Genomic DNA, 15085 nt, shown 5'->3' with positions numbered 1-15085 from the left:
TCACACGCGGTGACTGTCCTTTGCGGCCCTTGGGGCAAAATTGAGTGTGGCGAGGCGAATGATCAACGGCGGCTCCTGGTATGTTGAGAGACTTATCTCAAAGTCCTGATATCTCTCGGTGCTTTGCGTCGATAAATGATGGATAAACAGGACAATTTAACTCTTGTTTTAAAAACCACATTCAGCTTATAGAGAAGCAGGTTTCACACGGCTAACGATAAACCACGACCCGCAATTCAGGATACTATCAGTGACCGCATTGAAAATACTTCTGGCCGCTACGAGCTTTGTTGCCCTGCTCGCTCTCCAGAACAACCCAGCGGACGCGGCCACACGTTTTCCGCTGACCCTCGACAATTGCGGAACGAAAGTTACCTTTGCAAAAGCGCCGGAACGCGCCATCGGCCTTGGTCAAAATAGCGCCGAAATATTGTTGCTTCTGGGCCTTGAGGATAAAATGGCAGGAACGGCGTTCTGGCCAAGCAAGGTTTTGCCGCAGCTCGAACCTGCCAATTCCAAAGTGAAGCTTCTAACCGTTGAGTTCCCGACATTTGAATCAATCCTAGCCGAGAATCCGGATTTCGTGGCGTCAGCTCTTCCAAGCCTCATCGGGCCAAATAGCAAGGTCGCAAAGCGCGACGATTTCGACAAGGTTGGCGTTCCAACCTATCTTTCGCCGAGCACCTGCCTGAGCACAGACCAAGTCAAGGATGAATATGGCAGCCGCGACAAGCTGTGGACCATGGATCTTCTTTATAAGGAGATCGATGAGCTTTCGCAGATTTTCGATGTTTCGGATCGCGGTCACGCGCTCATCGCCGACCTCAAGGCGCGCGAGACGGCTTTGCGCGCAAGTGTACCTGCGGGCGGCAAGAAGCTTTCTTACCTATTCTGGTTCTCCAGCCCGTCACCATCGGCAGACGCCTATTTGGGGGGCGGAAAGGGCGCCTCGAGCTTCATCGCTGATATTTTGGGCGGCGAGAATGCCGTCAAGGCGGAAGCTGAATGGCCAACGCTTGGCTGGGAAAGCATTATCGCCGCCAACCCTGATGTGATTGTTGTTGCAAATCTCGACCGTAATCGTTGGGAACTCGACAAGCCTGAAGCCAAGATTCAGTTTCTCAACACCGACCCTGCGGTCAGCCAGATGCCTGCTGTCAAGAACAAGGCAATAGCCGTCATGGATGGTCAGGCCATGAACCCGACCATCCGCTCGATTTATGGTGCCGAACAGGTCGCAGAAAAACTGAAAGCACTTGGTATTCTCAAGTGAGTGTTTCCGGCCAGTCTTTGAGGCATTGGGGCGCTTTCAGCATAATGCTGCTGGCGTCGCTTGTCGCAATCGGATTTGTGGTGGGGATCAGCGTCGGAATTGGCGACTTGCCGATCCCGTTATCGACAACCTTTGCAGCGATAACCAATCGCCTTGGATGGAGTTCAGTGGAACTTAATCGCATTCATGAGACGGTGATCTGGGATTACCGGCTCAGCCGCGCATTGGCAGCGGCATTTTGCGGCGCCGGCCTCGCTCTCTCCGGCGCGATCATGCAGTCGCTTTTGCGCAACCCGCTTGCCGAGCCTTATGTTCTTGGTATTTCGGCTGGCGCATCAACTGGCGCTGTAACGGTCGTCATTCTCGGCATCGGCGCTGGCGTTGTTTCATTGTCGGCAGGCGCATTCGTTGGCGCGTTTGCGGCTTTTTTCTTTGTTGCCCTTCTCTCAAATGGTACACGGGGCGGAGCGGATCGTACCATTCTGGCGGGCGTCGCTGCATCCCAGCTGTTCAACGCAGCCACATCCTATATCGTTACCACATCCGGCAATGCGCAGCAGGCCCGCGACGTGATGTTCTGGTTGCTTGGCAGCTTCGGCGGCGTTCGCTGGCCCGAATTCATGCTGGTGTCCGTTGTCATCACCCTCGGTCTAATCGCCTGCCTTCTCTATGCCCATGTTCTGGATGCATTTGCTTTCGGGGATGAGGCCGCCTCCTCGCTGGGCGTGAATGTCGGCCGTGCACGGATTGTTCTCTTTGCGCTCACGGCTGTGATGACGGCCACCATCGTCAGCATGGTCGGCTCAATAGGCTTTGTCGGGCTCGTTGTCCCTCATGCTGCACGCTTCATCGTCGGGCCACTGCACATAAGACTGTTACCCGCGTGTGCCATTGCCGGAGCAATCTTCATGGTGCTGGCCGATATCGCTTCGCGTACATTGATACCGCAGCAGGTCTTGCCCATCGGTGTGGTGACCGCCCTCGTCGGCGTGCCGTTCTTTTCGATCATACTTTACCGGTTTCAGCGCCCATCATGACGATCAAAGCCGAAAATCTTGTCTGGAAAATTGGCAAGAAAGCCGTCATCGACGATGTGTCTTTCGAAGCGAAGCCCGGAAAGATGCTGGGACTTTTGGGACCAAACGGTTCTGGCAAGACATCCTTGCTGCGTCTGATTGCGGGATTAAAACGCCCCTACTCCGGGCGCGTCGTGCTTGATGGAGAAGATATCAATGCTGTCGCCCGACGCAGCGTCGCGCAGCGTGTTGCTTTTGTTGAGCAGCACGCAACGACAAACGCCAATCTCAAGGTGATGGACGTTGTGAGACTTGGTCGTTTTCCGCACAGATCGATGTTCTCTGGCTGGACGGGCGCGGACGAGACAGCTGTTCAGGATGCCATCGAACGTACCGGCATGATGGCTAAGAAGAACGACCAATGGCAAACCCTGTCAGGCGGCGAGAAGCAACGTGCCCATATAGCAAGAGCGCTTGCGCAGATGCCGAAAGAACTCATCCTCGATGAACCTACCAACCACCTCGATGTTCAGCACCAAATGAGCTTGTTGAAGCTGGTTTCCGGACTACCCATCACGAGCATCATTGCTTTGCACGATCTCAATCATGCAGCCATGTTCTGCGATGAATTGATCGTTATGCTTTCTGGAAAGATCGTCGCTTCGGGAACACCGGAAGAAATAATCAACGAGAATATTCTCAAGCAAGTTTTCTCGATTGATGCGCGCGTGGAACCTTCTCCCTATAGCGGTCGTCCTCATATTCACTATCTCAAGTAAAACCGCACTGAAGCTGTATATCCGGCCTAAAATCAAACGCTCCATGACGTTACAAGATTGCGAGTCAGAGTTTTGAATGGCATCTCCAATTTCTCGCTTACCTCTGGTCAATGCCAGAAGCGTTTCGCGAAACAAAAAAATGCATTCTCCCATTCTATTGGATCTCGTCGCGTTCGGTAACGGTCGCAGGTGTCTACTGATGAATGAAATATGTAGGTCGCTACTACGCGCAGAGACTCCTGCACTAGCCAGCACGTTTCATTATGCGGAATTCGCATTCTGATAGTCAAAGAAAACAACGTGGAGCGTCCGAAGATCGATGGACGCTCTCGCCTTGTTTATGACGCAACCCGATGAGTTAGGCATCATCTCGGACGGTTCAAATGTCCCCCATCATCAGTCCATTCCATATCCCACAACACTTTTAATCTCGAGAAAATCGTGGATGCCAAAATCAGCATATTCTCGGCCATTGCCGGATTGCTTGTAACCACCGAATGATGCTGACGTGTCCCAGTCCGGATAGTTCAGATAGACCGAACCTGCTCGCATCCGCGATGCTACGTTCCGCGCGCGTTCAATATTGGTTGACTGCACGTAAGCGGCGAGCCCGTAAACGGTATCGTTTGCGATACGAACCGCGTCATCCTCATCCTCATACGGTATAATCGAAAGTACGGGACCAAAAATTTCTTCCCGCGCAATTGTCATTTTAGGGTCGACATGGCCGAAAACAGTCGGTCGGCTATAATAGCCGCGATTTAGTCCATCGGGCCTGCCGGGTCCCCCTGTGACGAGCGTAGCGCCTTCGCTTATGCCGGATCCGATCAGACGCTGGATCTTGTCGAACTGCAGCTGGCTGACGACAGGGCCGAGCTTGGTATCCGCTGCCTGCGGATCACCCGTGCGGAGCGCTTCGGCAGCAGACTTCGCAATGGCGAGAGCCTCATCATGTCGATCCTTCGGCACGAGCATACGCGTCGGCGCATCACAGGACTGGCCGGTATTGCTGAAACAGCCGTTCACCCCTTTCGTGACAGCGGTCTCGAAGTCGGCGTCTGGAAGAATAATGTTTGCTGATTTGCCACCAAGTTCCTGTGCAACACGCTTGACTGTATCTGCCGCTGCCTTTGCGACGATGATGCCTGCGCGCGTAGATCCGGTAAAGGAAACCATATCGACATCGGGATGCCCCGCCATCACCTGTCCGACGTCAGGCCCGGTTCCATTGACCAGATTAAACACACCCTTTGGCGTACCGGCAGCATGCATGACTTCGGTAAATAGGATGCCGGAAATGGGGGCAATCTCAGAAGGCTTCAGAACTACGGTGCAACCAGCGGCAATTGCCGGCGCGACCTTGCAGACGATCTGATTGAGCGGCCAGTTCCACGGTGTTATCAGCGCACAAACGCCAATCGGTTCCTTGACGATCCGCGTCGTACCGCGCGTCTCGCTGAATGAATAATCTTCAAAAGCTTTGATGGTGGCCTCAAGATGCCCCCGCCCCGCCCAAGCCTGCGCGTCGCGGGCGAAAGCGATAGGCGCGCCCATTTCTGCCGAAACGGCCTGCGCGATATCTTCAAAGCGTTCATTGTAAACATCGAGAACGCGCTTGAGCAGAAGAAGCCTCTCTTCTCTGGTGGTCAGCGAGAATGTTGCAAACGCCGCTTTTGCCGCAGCAACAGCCTTGTCCACGTCTGCCGCCGAGCCTACGGAAATCCGCGTGAAGGCCTCTTCAGTGGCTGGATTGATGACATCCAGTGTTTTCGGTGCGCTTGGTGCAACCCATTCGCCGTTGATATAAAAACGTTCATGATTGCTCATGGGAATTGGCCTTTCATTACGGTACGAATTAACGTTCGGAGAAGTCGATATCAGGCGAGCACAATGCCCCCCTCGATGATGGGCCCGGTTATTTCGAAGCGGTCGAGTGCAAATGGCTTCATACGGCGGTCGACGCGGCCCTTGACGATAGCCTCGGCTAACAGCTTACCGGCAGCAGGCGCTCCGGCAAAGCCGTATGACCACCCCGCCGAAAACCAGAGTCCATCGAGATTTGGATGTTCTCCCAGTAAAGGAGCGTAGTCCGAGGAGGCATGAAGCTGCCCCGCCCAATGGCGCAAGATGCGCACCTCGCCCAGTTGGGGAAACATTTCGAGGTAGATCTTGGCCATATTGGCCATCACAGGAATATCCACCTTCAGCGACATGCGAGGTCTTTCAGGCACTTCGGTGCCGCCCACAACCTCACCACGTGACGTCTGGTGGAAATATGCGAGGCTGTCGATCAGCGCTATTGCGGGCTTGATCAGCGGTCGTGTCGGCTCCAATGCCATGGCTTCGATACGCATGCCGAAGCCGTCTAATTCCACGCCCGCCAGCGCCGCGATGTCTGGATTGTTGGGTCCGGCGCACGACACGACGCAGTCCGCTTCAATACGATGGTCACCGACCAGCACCGCAGTCACACGGTTTGAAGTCTTCTCCACGTCCGTTATCTTCGTTCGATATCTGACATCGACGTTGTTTCGCTGGCAAAATGCAAGCAATGCCTTCATCACAGCGTGATGGGGGGCCACGCCGCCATCGGATTGATGTTGCACTGCGCGGACACGGGACTTGTTGATCGCCGGAAGCAGATCGTCGATCTCGCTTCGCGATAGCATTTTGCTGTTAACGCCGAGGCTCTTTTGAACTTTCAGCCCCTCCAGCAACATGGCCTCGCTCTTTTCCTGCTCGGAGACAACCGAATAGCCGCGCCGGGTGAACATGACGTTTTCGCCAAGGCGTTTTGACCAGCTCTGCCATTCGTTCACCGTGAGGACAAACAATTCTGTCCAGGCAACGGATGCAAAACCCGGTCGGATCAATGTGCCATTGCGACCGGATGCGCCGCCTTGCCAATACCCCGCATCGAGAACGAGAATATCGCGTTGTCCCTGCTCAATCATATTGAACGCGACGGACAATCCTTGCACACCGCCGCCAATGATAACAACGGACGCTCGTTTTGGGAGGCTATTACTCATTGGTCTGGCTCCACAAGTCCTGCAAGTCCGGCCGCCTGTGCGATGGTAATCGAGCGCCGGGGCGGTCGATGCGTGGGTCTTGCGAAGCTCTCCGGATCGCCGCCGACGCGCGCAGCAAGCATTGCGATCATGTGTTCCCAGCAAGGAAAGCCTTGGCAGGTGCCCATTCCGCACGACGTCAAACGCTTGAGGACTTCAGGGTCTGTCTCACCCTTGTCTATGTGACAATAGAGTTCGCCAGCTGTCACATCCATACAGGGACATATCAGCGTCTCTGGATGGAGATTCGGGTTCGCCGATATGCATTCATTACCCAAGGCAGCACTGCCCACGACGGATATGCGACCGGGCAGCGGTCTCGCCTCGACCTGAAAAATACCTTCGCCTGATGCCTGGAATCCAAGGCTCGGATCGACGCGCCATGGGCCAGCATGGATCAGCGCATCGCAAGCGATCCGAGTTATCGCCCGTATCGCATTGACATGCGTCCGCCCGCAGATTTCCTGCAGCTCCTGCACGTGCCCGATATGCACAACGTTTACGCCAAGCTCACGCAAACGACCGGCTACATTAATCTGCGCTCCAGTGCCAACTACCGCTACCCGCTGTCCTGGCATCGTCTTGAAAACAGCAGCAAGTTGAAGCGCCGTGTGCACATCCATGACCCCTGGCAACTGACTGCCTCTTACCAGCGGCGGGATTGAACGGCGTCCCGTCGCCAGTACTGTCTCGCGCGGCTCGAACACGACGGCGTTCCGCTTATGGTCGTGTGGTGCCCCGACCATAAGCGCCCCTTCGCGGTAGACGCCGAAAAGCTCCATCCCTGAAAACAGGTGCACACCAGAATGAAGCGCTTCGACCCCACCGCCCATCGTAGTCGCGAGACGCGCAAGGCTTTCGCCTCTTGTAACCAGCGCAACCTTTTCTCCCTTCGCAGCCCGCCTATTGGCTTCAGAAATGCCGGTTGGGCCACCGCCAATGACGAGACTATCGATGGCAATCCGCTCACCGGGGATCGCCTGCGGTTGGAGAGAGACTTTTGCTGGCCGGCCGACGCCCGCCAGATTGGCCATACCGCGCTCTGCCAGGCGATAGGCCAGACCAGATTTCGGCATCCAGTCGCCGTGCTCGAAGCCGCCATAAACTGCCTTGGATGGCAGAAGTTGAGCGAGTCGAAGAACATCAAAACGGGCCGACGGCCACGTGTTCTGCATTTCCACGACCATGCCGTGGCGCGCGACAATCTGATCCAGTCGGACATTGGGACGTCCATCAACCCGCGCAAGCACGCCCGTCAGATAAGAACCACTATAGCCGAGCGGTCTGTGCAGCTTGCGGGAACGGGTCAGCGTGGTAACGCCTGCCCGCCAGAGTGCTGCCGCCACACTGTCGCCCGGCTGCGCCGTGACTTTCGAGCCATTCCAGAGAAACGAAATGCCCGTCTTTCGATCTTCTTCGCTCATCCTCCCGCGACCTCCCGTCACTTGCAGATGATCACGACGTCGCTGGCCGCCCATTTGAGGCCAACACGGCTGCCCTGGGCCATCGCCGCTATATTCCCCACATCGCGGCTGCGGACATTGACTTTGCTGCCATCGTCCATTCGAACAACAAGGCGGTATTCGACACCGAGATAGATCTTGTCCTCGATCACGCCCTCACCCGCATTGTCGCCATTGGAACCGCCAATGACGGCTTCGATACGCTCGGGGCGAAGCACGACACAAGTGCTACGCCCATCAAGCAGGGTCTCTGAGCGGGAAGCATCCTTAGGCAAGGTTACGCGCCATCCATTGCCCGCGACGGCGACAGAGCTGCCTTCAGAGCGGACAGTGCCATATAGAAGATTGGCCTCCCCGATGAAATCGGCAACAAATTCCGAGCATGGACGAAGATAGAGTTCATGCGGCGTTCCGATCTGTTCAAGACGCCCGTCCTTGAAGATGGCAATCCGGTCGCTCATGACGAGCGCCTCTTCCTGATCATGTGTGACGGATACGACGGTCGCGCCCACCTGACGCGTTATGTGCATGATCTCAATCTGCATCTGGCTTCGCAGCTTCTTGTCGAGCGCCGCCATTGGCTCATCCAGCAGCACGATGTCCGGCTTGAAGACAAGCGCGCGGGCAAGCGCCACGCGCTGTTGCTGGCCGCCGGACATTTCCTTCGGATAGCGCTTGGCACAATGCGCGAGACCAACAATCTCGAGCATCAGCATACTTTGTTTTTCACGTTCGGCACGTTTTACGCCACGCGTCTCCAGCGGATAACCAACATTTTCCAACACGGTCATGTGTGGAAATAGCGCATAATCCTGGAACATCATGCCGATGTTGCGCTTCTGTGGTGGAACGGAGGTCATGTCTCGACCTTCGATAAAAAGACGCCCCGATGACGGTTGAATGAAACCGGCAATTGCGCGCAGCGATGTCGTCTTGCCCGACCCCGAGGGGCCGAGCATTGTCAGGAATTCGCCTTTGTGGAGTTCGAAAGATACGTTATCAAGTGCCTTGACGTCTCCATAGAATTTCGAGACGCCATCAAGTTTCATGGCCGCTTCTACGGTCTTATGAAGGGTGGCGTTCATCATCTGGATTCCCTGAATTTGGACGAAAGAAGGACGCCCAGTGCCGATATTGCGATGAGGATCGCAGCGACAGCAGCCGTGGCGGGGTCGAGATTGGTGCGCACCTGGTTCCAGATCATGATCGGCACTGTGCGGGTCTGAACATCGGCGAGAAACAGGGCGATGACCACTTCGTCCCACGAGGTGATGAAGGCGAAGACCGCGCCCGACAGAACACCGGGCTTGATCAGCGGTAATGTCACGCGCCGAAAGGTGAACCAATGGCCGGCGCCCAGGCCGAGGCTGGCCGGAGCAAGCGACGGATTCACCATTCGCAAGCTTGCCGACACGGACACGACCACGAACGGGATTGCAAGTACGCTATGCGCGAGCACCAGACCGAGACGGGTGGCCACAAGCCCCCAACCCGAAAAGACCATATACATGCCCACGGCCAGAACGATGACCGGAGTTACCATGGGGCTCAGCAGCAGTCCCAGAACGACCGTCTTGCCAAAGAACCGGCTTGAATGAAGCGCCAGCGCAGCAGCCGTGCCAACGATGGTTGCAAGAACCGATGCGGCAAAGGCGACGGTCAGGCTGTTGAGCAAGGCGCTCCGCCAGTCTGGCGACCCCAGAACCTTTCCATACCAATCCATGGTAAAGCCAACCGGCGGAAATTCGAGCGTCGAGGTCGTTGTGAACGACATGGGCACGATGATCAACGTTGGCACCAGCAGGAACAATGCAGTCAGCCCAACGAAGCCCCAGAAGAGAAAGCAACGAACGCGATCCATGATCAAGCCACTCCCCGCTTGGCACCGCGCCACTGTATCAGGCTGCGGAGAAGACCAAAAAACCCAAACGCTATAGCAGTCAGCGCCATCAGCACAACGGCGAGCGCCGCGCCAAGGCCGAAATTGAGCTGTTCGTTGAACTGCCCCGCAATCAACTGAGCGATCATCATGTCGCGCGGGCTACCAAGCAAGGCTGGCGTGATGTAAAAGCCAAGCGCCAGTGTAAATGTCAATATCGCTGACGCCATGACACCCGGCAGCGACAATGGAAAATAGATCCGGGCAAAGCCGCGCAACCATGATGCGCCGCAAATTGAGGAGGCTTCCAGCAGGCGCAAATCGATTTTCTTCATCACCGTATAAAGAGGCAAGACAGCATAGGGCAGCAGAATATGTACCATGCCGATCATCACGCCCAATGGCGTACGGATGAGACGCAATGGTCTGTCGATCAACCCGATCCCCATAAGGAACTGGTTGATCAGGCCGCTGTTCTGCAACAGCACAATCCAGGAGAAGCTGCGCAGCAGCAGACTGACCCAGAACGGGATAAGCAATGCGATGGTTAGAAGCAGCAACGCGGAGCGTCCACCATGCGCCATCGCATATGCATAAGGATAAGCAACCGCGACGGTCACGAACATAACGATGAACGATACCCTGAATGTCTCACCGATTACACGCAGGAAAAGCGATGTCGTGAATATCTGACGATAGAATTCCAGGCTGCCGTCAGGTGCCGAAATGGCCACCAGCTTCAGAAGCGGAAAGACGAAGAAGAGGCAAAGAAACAGGATTGACGGGACGAGCAGCCAAAAGGTCGGCGATAATCGCAAGGCTCCTAGAGAGCTTCCCGTGCGTGCGCTGTGATCGTCGTGAATGGTCGCGGTCATGTTGTTTCCGACACGTTGAAGGTGAGGCCCGTCCGAAATCGGGGCGGGCCATCAGGATCGCTTACTTGAGGAGCCATTCCTGGAAGCGAAGGTCTACCTTCGCACCGTTCTCCGCCCACCAGTCGGCGTTCATAAGAACGCGTGTATCGAGGTGATCGGTCGGGAGACTACCTTTGAATTTAGCGTCTACCGCAGTCACAGCGTTTTTGTTCGACGGGCCATACGGCATATACTTCGTAAACTCAATCTGCTGGGCGGGCTCGGTAAAGAAGTTGATGGCCTTCATGGCCGCTTCCTTGTTCTTGGTGCCCTTTGGAACGACCCAGAAGCCAGTCTGCGACGTCCAGTTTGTCCAGTCGATCTTGATGCCCTTGTCCGCAACATTCAGCGCGCGACCAACCCATACCAATCCCATGGTAGCTTCACCGCTGGCCAGAAACTGTTCTGCCTGCGAACCGCTGTCCCACCACACAATATCTGTCTTGATGGTGTCGAGCTTCTTTAGCGCCCTGTCCACATCAATCGGATAAAGATCCTGCGGCTTTACGCCATCGGCCAGAAGTGCGGTTTCAAAGATACCCGAAGCCGCATATTTCCAGACCGCGCGCGATCCGGGAAACTTCTTCGTGTCGAAGAAGTCTGCAAAACCTTTAGGCGCATCACCGCTAAACTCCTGTGCATTGTAGGCGACAACCGTGCCCTCAATGTCCGATGCAACCCGATATGTGCCGGCGGCACCCTCAATGAATTTAGAGCGGTCGACGATCGAATAGTCGATCGGCTCCAGCCACTTTGCATCTGCATCCAGGCCAAAGCTGTCGTCAGTCAGCAAGAGATCGAGCGTGACATTGCCAGTCTCGACCATGGCCTTAAGCTTGGCGTTGCTCGACGACGTGTCTTCGACGATCTTGATGCCCGGATTCTGTGCCATAAAGGGCTGGAAGTAGGACTTCGACTGCGCCTCCTGATACGCGCCGCCATAGCTCGATATTGTGAGCGTTGTATCGGCGGCGTTTGCGGCTGTTCCTGCAAAAAGTACGGCGGCCACCGCGATTGCTAATTTCGTTTTCATCAGTTCCCCATTCTTTGTTCTTATGTGGATCGGCTTTTTGTTCAGATCGTCTCAGTTGCCGACAGCGGCTTGCACCGCGATCTCGACAAGGATGTTTTCCGCTGCAAGGTTCGCTTCGACTGTCGCTCTCGTGGGGAGAGCATCTTCCGGAATCCAATCTTCCCATGCCTTGTTCATCGCAGCAAAATCAGCAACAACGTGCTTCAGCCACACCTGAGCGAATAATATCTTCGACTTGTCGGTGCCAGCCTTGGCCAGCAGCTCATCAATACGAGCCAGAACCTGCGCTGTCTGACCGGCAGCGTCCTGCGCTCGATCTGCCGGAACCTGTCCCGTCACATAGGCAATTCCATTGTGAACCAACACATGGCTAAGGCGTTTTCCATTGGGTTCGAAACGTTGGATTGGCATTGCTTCTCCTATTTGTTTTCCTGAGAAATCGTTCCCGTAGCGGACGGCTTCAAACCTTTGGTAGCGCTCGATATCGCTCGTGCGGTATTGACGAGTTGAGGTGCCAGTTCCTTGCGCACCTGTTCCGGTTGCCAGCGGCTGAAGGGCACCGATATGTTGATTGCACCAAGCGGCTGTCCGTCAGCATTCACGATGCTGGCGCCTATCGCGATATCGCCGACATAGATTTCCTCGGTAATCAGGGTAAAACCCTCGGTGCGCGCCTTGGCCGCCAGATCGAGGATCTTTTCCGGATCCGTAACCGTATTCGCATTGAACGCGACGAGCCTGGAACGGGCGATGTAATCGCTTGCCTCCTCAGTCTTGAGCGCAGACAGATAAGCGCGACCTGCCGCCGTGCAGTATATTGGCAAACGCTGCCCTATTGGGACATGAATAGGCATTTCCCTGTGGCTGGTGAATCGTGCGACATAGACCATGTCGGTGCCCCACGGCTGAAGAAGATTGCAGCTCTCCCCAGTCTGCCGATTGAGCTGCTGGAGATAGGGATTGGCGCGCTCAATCAGTTCGCTGGTCTGTAAATAGCCTGTTCCAATCTCCAGAGACTTTACCGTCAGCCGGTAGCGTTTTGAAGAATCTTCACGCGCGAGATAGCCAAGGGCTTCCAACGTAAAAACCGATCGCTGGACTGTGCTTTTGTTCAACCCGGTGGCCGCCGCCAGCTCAAGCAGATTCATGGCAGGTCGGGACACTTCGAACGCAGAAAGAACAGACAGTCCCTTGGCAAGGGCTGTCACATAAAGCGGAGAGTTCTCTGCATCTGTCATAGTTTTCGATCCCGAATGTGACGTTCTCTAGCAATAGTTTTCATCGCCATCTCATCCCGCTTTCCGGGCTTCATGTCCATCCTTCGCATGGAGCCAACGATAGGCCATCCACTGGCCAAGACGGATGAAGCTGGCGAAGGGATATTGTTCGGGCTCCTTACCAAGGAAGGGAACCGTTGTCTTATACGGCTTGCCCGCGGCCATCATTGCGAGTTTCATTCCAAGATGCGTGGAAAAGGAGACCCCGCTTCCGGCATAGCCGCCTGCCGTGTAAACATTTGCAAGCGCCGGAACTTCATAGCAGAATGGAAGCGAGTTTCGGGTAACTGCGACCCACCCGCCCCACCAATGATCGACTGGAATCCCCGAGATCGCTGGAAACTTATGCACCATAGCATCGTAAAGATACTTCTGGTGTTTCGGGGCCTCGGCATCCTTCCCCGAAATAGCGCTGCGGCCACCAAACAAGATGCGATTGTCCGGCAGGCGTCGATAATAAAAGAGCAGACTGCGCGTGTCGAACATACAGTCGCCGGAAGGCAGAGTCGCTTCGACTTGCGACACGGTCATGGGTGCAGTGACGATAATCTGCGAATGCACCGGAAGAACGCGGGCGGCAAGCTGGCTGTGAAGACGCCATGACGTGTAGCCGTTGGTTGCCACGATCACAGCCTTGGCGCGCACTACACCCGAGGGGGTTATCAGTTGATGTCGACTGCCAGAGCTCGACCACCCTGTAACTGGAGAGTTTGTGTGAATACGCGCTCCATGCTCTCGCGCCAAGCGGTGCAGCCCGCGCGCGAGCTTCAAGGGATTGATCGAAAAGCCGTCCGGCAGGTAGAGAGCGCCATGGCTCTCAGGCCCCTCGTGAACGCCGACAAGCTGAGATTTCTCGACATATCTGGCAGGGTATCCCAAAACCTTGTTGTAAAGTTCCTCTTCCCGCCGAAGCGCCTCTGTATGGGAGCTGTAGGTGGCGACCTTATAGACCCCATCAGGTTGCTTATCGCATTCTATGCCACCTTCAGAAATCAGGTTTCGAACGGTATTCAAGCCGTCCGTCAGCTCGGAAAAATAAGCACGCGCCGCGTCGGCCCCATAGGTTTTGACGAATGTCGGCCAGGAAACGCGCCCGCCAGATATGCGAGAAAAACTTCCGTTGCGTCCGCTACACCCCCACGCCGTGGATTTTGCCTCCAACAGCGTGGCCTGGATCCCGTAATCACGACCGAGCGAAAGCGCCGCTGATAGCCCGGCATAGCCACCACCGATGATCGCAACATCGACATCAATATCACCGGAGACCGGGCCATCATCCGCGGGCGCTTCTCCGCTAACCTTAAGCCAGTAGGAGTCCGGACTGCCTTGTGTACTATCGGGATAGGCATGAACTAACGGGTCGTACATTGATTTCCTGTTATCGCTATGCGATATTTATTTATCGATATTAACAATAGTCTATATTAATTTCGATTTGTCAATATTGCTCGAGGGAGAAGATTCACAAACGCGGCAGAAACCTTAAACGAGGAGCTGGCGCTGAAGTTGGACTGATCGCACTTTCCGCGACATATCCTCAAACTGATACACCCGATGCCCAATGCGATGAGTTGATTGCAGCGCGGAATTGGCGCAGTTTATGTCGTAACGCGTGGTAGTACCGCGATAGTGTTTGATGCGATAAAAAACCGCTCGACCAGATTTCTCTGACCATAACCCATAATGAGAACGCGAAGACGCCCTCGCGGTTGGATTTGGGAGGGTAGTAGCCCATAACTTGTAGGATGCTATGATCTTGCCGATTGCATCGGTATCTTAAGCTTTGTCCGCAAGCAGCGTGCCGCGTTCTTTGATACAAGCCATGAGGCCTTCAGCCTGAGAGCAGCCAGCAACTCTGCCAACCGTCAGGCAAAGATTGATCGGACGGCCTGCTGTATCAACAATTGCGTGGATTTTACATGTGAGCCCGCGACGGGAACGTCCTATGCAACAATCGTCGGCATCCCATTTTTTCCTTTGCCCTATGTTGGTGAATACGAACAGGTGCTATCGATCATCACGATGTCACCATCATAGGCCTTTGAGATAGCTTCCAACAACCGATCCCAGCGCACATTGATATGGCAGATTTTTGATAGTCTACAACCGCTTCTTCCGATCAAAGTGACGGCAGGTTTCTGAACCATCCCGCGATTTTGACGACAGATCTGATCGCATGAATCGTCGCACGGCGGAACGATCAGAAAAATTGATGCGCCTGTCCACACCGATGATCGCCTGGTGCCAGATGAAGTTGATTGCCGGTCAGCAACAGGAACTGCCGCTGCCAATCCGGTGTTGGATTGGCAGCGGCTTTGTCGCAGTTCGAAACGAGATGGCGTGGGATTCTGCGCGATTTACGGCAACCCTGTTACCATTT

The 15085-nt window shown here is 55.1% G+C and carries 14 protein-coding genes and 1 pseudogene; 4 read left to right on the top strand and 11 right to left on the bottom strand.

The window, feature by feature from the left end:
* The first annotated feature begins 250 nt into the window (after positions 1 to 250).
* The 3 genes from JAU75_RS20230 to JAU75_RS20220 are packed head-to-tail and all read left to right on the top strand — an operon-like array spanning position 251 to position 3068.
* Positions 251 to 1273: an ABC transporter substrate-binding protein gene (locus JAU75_RS20230; RefSeq protein WP_199058283.1), complete on the top strand. Its 1023-nt coding sequence runs from the start codon at positions 251 to 253 to the stop codon at positions 1271 to 1273.
* Positions 1274 to 1317: 44 nt separating this feature from the next.
* On the top strand, positions 1318 to 2310 hold the full coding sequence (locus tag JAU75_RS20225) for an iron chelate uptake ABC transporter family permease subunit (RefSeq protein ID WP_210339363.1): 993 nt from the start codon (positions 1318 to 1320) through the stop codon (positions 2308 to 2310).
* Positions 2307 to 3068, top strand: a complete 762-nt coding sequence (locus JAU75_RS20220) for an ABC transporter ATP-binding protein (protein ID WP_199058279.1) — start codon at positions 2307 to 2309, stop codon at positions 3066 to 3068. Before JAU75_RS20225 ends, JAU75_RS20220 begins: the two co-directional genes overlap by 4 nt.
* Before the next feature lie 396 nt (positions 3069 to 3464).
* On the opposite strand, the gene JAU75_RS20215 is transcribed toward JAU75_RS20220, so the two are convergent.
* From JAU75_RS20215 to JAU75_RS24135, 11 genes and pseudogenes are all read right to left on the bottom strand, one after another.
* Positions 3465 to 4895: an aldehyde dehydrogenase family protein gene (locus JAU75_RS20215; RefSeq protein WP_199058277.1), complete on the bottom strand. Its 1431-nt coding sequence runs from the start codon at positions 4893 to 4895 to the stop codon at positions 3465 to 3467.
* A 50-nt stretch (positions 4896 to 4945) separates the two neighbouring features.
* Complete coding sequence (locus JAU75_RS20210; RefSeq protein ID WP_199058275.1) at positions 4946 to 6100, bottom strand: FAD-binding oxidoreductase; 1155 nt, start codon at positions 6098 to 6100, stop codon at positions 4946 to 4948.
* Positions 6097 to 7563, bottom strand: a complete 1467-nt coding sequence (locus JAU75_RS20205) for a 2Fe-2S iron-sulfur cluster-binding protein (RefSeq protein ID WP_199058273.1) — start codon at positions 7561 to 7563, stop codon at positions 6097 to 6099. The genes JAU75_RS20210 and JAU75_RS20205 overlap by 4 nt, the downstream gene beginning before the upstream one ends.
* Positions 7564 to 7580: 17 nt before the next feature.
* Complete coding sequence (locus JAU75_RS20200; protein ID WP_199058271.1) at positions 7581 to 8687, bottom strand: ABC transporter ATP-binding protein; 1107 nt, start codon at positions 8685 to 8687, stop codon at positions 7581 to 7583.
* A complete protein-coding gene (locus JAU75_RS20195) occupies positions 8687 to 9463 on the bottom strand; it encodes an ABC transporter permease (protein WP_199058268.1) in 777 nt (258 codons plus the stop codon). The genes JAU75_RS20200 and JAU75_RS20195 overlap by 1 nt, the downstream gene beginning before the upstream one ends.
* 2 nt (positions 9464 to 9465) lie before the next feature.
* Positions 9466 to 10356 (bottom strand): ABC transporter permease, encoded by an 891-nt coding sequence (locus JAU75_RS20190; RefSeq protein WP_199058266.1) that lies wholly within the window; start codon positions 10354 to 10356, stop codon positions 9466 to 9468.
* Between the two features lie 61 nt (positions 10357 to 10417).
* Positions 10418 to 11428 carry an ABC transporter substrate-binding protein gene (locus tag JAU75_RS20185; RefSeq protein ID WP_199058264.1) on the bottom strand — a complete coding sequence of 337 codons (1011 nt, stop codon included), beginning with the start codon at positions 11426 to 11428 and terminating at the stop codon, positions 10418 to 10420.
* A 51-nt stretch (positions 11429 to 11479) separates the two neighbouring features.
* Entirely contained in the window at positions 11480 to 11839 is a 360-nt protein-coding gene (locus JAU75_RS20180; RefSeq protein WP_199058262.1) for a RidA family protein, read from the bottom strand.
* Positions 11840 to 11847: 8 nt separating this feature from the next.
* Positions 11848 to 12666, bottom strand: coding sequence for an IclR family transcriptional regulator (locus JAU75_RS20175; RefSeq protein WP_199058261.1), 819 nt, complete (start codon positions 12664 to 12666; stop codon positions 11848 to 11850).
* Between the two features lie 51 nt (positions 12667 to 12717).
* Positions 12718 to 14073, bottom strand: coding sequence for an FAD-binding oxidoreductase (locus tag JAU75_RS20170; protein WP_199058259.1), 1356 nt, complete (start codon positions 14071 to 14073; stop codon positions 12718 to 12720).
* Between the two features lie 234 nt (positions 14074 to 14307).
* Positions 14308 to 14774, bottom strand: a pseudogene (locus JAU75_RS24135) (IS5 family transposase); the annotation flags it as partial.
* A gap of 107 nt (positions 14775 to 14881) precedes the next feature.
* On the opposite strand from JAU75_RS24135, the gene JAU75_RS23955 reads away from it, so the two are divergent.
* Positions 14882 to 15085 (top strand): hypothetical protein (locus tag JAU75_RS23955; protein ID WP_210339362.1); only part of this gene is annotated, 204 nt, incomplete at its 3' end.

Source organism: Ochrobactrum sp. Q0168 (assembly GCF_016427605.1).
Classification (GTDB): Bacteria; Pseudomonadota; Alphaproteobacteria; order Rhizobiales; family Rhizobiaceae; genus Brucella.
This window is presented reverse-complemented; position numbering and strand designations above follow the sequence as displayed.